The sequence below is a fragment of the uncultured Gemella sp. genome, from assembly GCF_963525875.1.
Lineage (GTDB): Bacteria > Bacillota > Bacilli > Staphylococcales > Gemellaceae > Gemella.
The window spans coordinates 1-2,868 of sequence record NZ_CAURMG010000083.1; the positions used below are offsets into that span (position 1 = coordinate 1).

General features: G+C 26.2%; 4 protein-coding genes. All 4 read right to left on the reverse strand.

The window, feature by feature from the left end:
• On the reverse strand, window positions 1-503 hold a 503-nt coding region (locus RWQ73_RS07940), incomplete at its 3' end, for a transposase family protein (protein WP_314407851.1).
• Window positions 504-700: 197 nt separating this feature from the next.
• On the reverse strand, window positions 701-1,510 hold the full coding sequence (locus RWQ73_RS07945) for a hypothetical protein (protein WP_314407853.1): 810 nt from the start codon (window positions 1,508-1,510) through the stop codon (window positions 701-703).
• Window positions 1,503-2,216 (reverse strand): ATP-binding cassette domain-containing protein, encoded by a 714-nt coding sequence (locus RWQ73_RS07950; RefSeq protein ID WP_314085494.1) that lies wholly within the window; start codon window positions 2,214-2,216, stop codon window positions 1,503-1,505. Before RWQ73_RS07950 ends, RWQ73_RS07945 begins: the two co-directional genes overlap by 8 nt.
• Entirely contained in the window at window positions 2,200-2,592 is a 393-nt protein-coding gene (locus RWQ73_RS07955; protein WP_314085492.1) for a GntR family transcriptional regulator, read from the reverse strand. The genes RWQ73_RS07950 and RWQ73_RS07955 overlap by 17 nt, the downstream gene beginning before the upstream one ends.
• Between the last annotated feature and the right edge of the window lie 276 nt (window positions 2,593-2,868).

Here is a 2,868-nt window from a genome sequence, read left to right on the forward strand (position 1 = left end):
GAAGAAACCTCATCAAAGCACATATAATAAGGTAAACTTTTAGGTCTTTCTAAAGTTTTAGATAGATCAGACTGTATTCTTAATACAGTGTTAGTAGAAACAGCACAAGATTCAGCTATTTCCTTTGAAGTATTCTCTTTAGATAACCTTTTAATAATTCCAGCTCGTAGATTTTTAGAAGTATTAGAATACTTCCTAACTTCAGTAGTTTCAGCTGTAAAGGATTTACGACAACCTTTGCATATGAAGCGATGTTTATTTAAGTATAAGATGACTGGTTTGTCAGAAATAGTGGGCATTTTAACCTTTACTTTTCTATAACCATTATTAGTTATCTCGCATTTTCCGCAATGAGGGCAAGAGCTAGATGAAGCTTCCAATATCCCGTAATAAACTAGATGTATACAACCATTTATTTCAATTTTCTCTGTTTTATCTAGAATTTTTATATTTTCGTCAGTTATTTGTAGCGTTGTTTTAAGAGATTTGCTATAATTACACATATGAATGTAAATTCCTTTTTTGATTTTTTGCTCATACTTAAATTATAAAGGAATTTTACATTCTTTTCTATTTTTTTATAAATTTAAATACGGCTGATATTTATTATCAACCGTATTTATTATAGACCCATTTTATCTTCTATACAAAAAAGAGGCTCGCCATACAGTATTTTAAGCCTCTTTCAAATTTTTTTATTTTATTCCTTATTGTAACCTATGACTAATCCTTCTTTAGACGCTTCTTTTACTCCTTCTACAAAACCCTTACTAGCATCTTTATAAAATTTATATCCACTTGAACTTGACAGCAACAACAACAAAATTAATATAAGTTTTATTCTATCCTTTTTACTTACTTTAGTATCCCTTTTACTGTTGCTTATAATATTTACACTCACAAAGTGATAAACTATTGTAATTACTATTAAGAATAATAATTTTATAATATTAAATTGTGCAATATCATATTTTGGTCCTGTAAATCCACTATAAACTCCAAGTAATGAAAATCTAAATATGCTTACTATTAATTGATTAATTAAAATATCTCCTAAAAAAAAGTATATAAGTGATTTTTTAGTATATATCATCTGTATTATCGCTAAATTAGATAGAGCTATAACTACAACTATAGCATAAATATACTCAATTGGATTAGCTCTACGATACAGAAAATCTAACCCAAATGCAACTAGTCCTCCTACAAATAGACTTATATATGTAGTATAATAAATGTATCTTGCTTTATTATTAAATGAAATAGGAAGGTATTCAATAAACTGTTGCTCAGGATCATCATATTTTCTACCATTAATTACTATAATAAACGAACTAATTAAAGCTAGTAACATATATGTTTTATCAAATAATAATTCTAGTATAGTGGTTATTGTAACAAAGTAATATAATATATATAATCCTTTGTAAAATAATGGCATACTATAGTTTCTACTTGATATTAAATTCCAAATTGCTCCAAATTTTGTTTCATATTGTTGTTTAATCATTTTCATTCTCTCCTTTCAATAGAGAAAGTAATATTCTATCTATATCATTAGTCTTGAATCGTTCTTGTAATTCTACCACATCTTCCTTACTAGTAATTTGACCATTTTCAAATACAATAATATAATCGGCTAGGTTTTGTATTACATATGGTTCTTCGGTTACTATAATGATTGTTTTATCTTCATCCATATATTCTCTGAGAAGTGCTATCATTTCTTTTCTAGCTATTAAACCGACACCAGAAAATGGATTATCTAAAACTAATAGTTTAGATTTTGTATAAATTCCTATAGAAAATAATAGTATTTTCCTCTCTCCTTGTGAAAGTTCATATATTTTCTTATGACGATATACTTTATGTTTACTCAGAAATTCAAAACATTTCTCTAAATTAAATCTTACATCTAATTTATATATTTTATATAGAACCTCATCTACTCGTAAAGAATCTGAAAACAAAGGTTTATCAGCAACATATGAATAAAGATTTTTAATATCTACTTCATTTTCATGAAAATTTAGATTATCATAAGTAATTACATTTTTCTCTGAAGATAAACCTCCTAAAAGTGTTTGAAGAAATAATGTTTTACCACTTCCACTGTTACCTGTAATTGCATAGACATACCCTTCTTCTAACTCCAAATCAATTGGACCAAGTTGAAATGTTCTTTTATTAATCAATAATTTATTCACTTTTATCATTACTCTTCTCCTCCAATACTTTATCAACTATATCCTTAATATCTTCTATATTAAGTCCATCATTAATAGCCTTATCAATTATACTCTTAAGTTCGTCTAAGTACTCTTCTTTTTTTATCGTTAAGACAGTAGCTAAATCAATATTATTTACGAAATATCCAACAGCACCTTTTGAATATATTAGCTCTTCTTGTAGCAATACCTCATATGATTTTTTTACTGTAATGATACCAACCTCTAACTCTTTAGCTAAACTCCTAATAGAAGGTAATTGATCATTGTATTTTAAGCTACCATCTAGAATATTACTTTTAATTTGCGTTGCCACCTGTTGATATATCGGTACAGATGACATATTGGAAACTTTTATATCCATCATAGCCCTCCTTACTAATTCTTTTTATAATTAATTTGTATAATTCAATTAGATATTAAAAACATTTTTTGTATCTACTGTGATTATACAATAGATACAGTTTGTTTGTCAATATGTATTTTGTAATCCCTTATATTTTTATTAAAAATACGTTAAGTCTCAATTTAAAGATAAATATCATTTTGAAATACTTTGTTACATGTTATAATTATATTAACTATTATTTTAGGAGTGTATTTATGATTACTATTATTGTGCCAATTTATAACGAAGAAA

Coding starts and splice junctions, on each gene's coding strand:
- RWQ73_RS07945 (WP_314407853.1), bottom strand. CDS start 1,510: ATGATTAAACAACAATATGAAACAAAATTTGGAGCAATTTGGAATTTA.
- RWQ73_RS07950 (WP_314085494.1), bottom strand. CDS start 2,216: ATGATAAAAGTGAATAAATTATTGATTAATAAAAGAACATTTCAACTT.
- RWQ73_RS07955 (WP_314085492.1), bottom strand. CDS start 2,592: ATGGATATAAAAGTTTCCAATATGTCATCTGTACCGATATATCAACAG.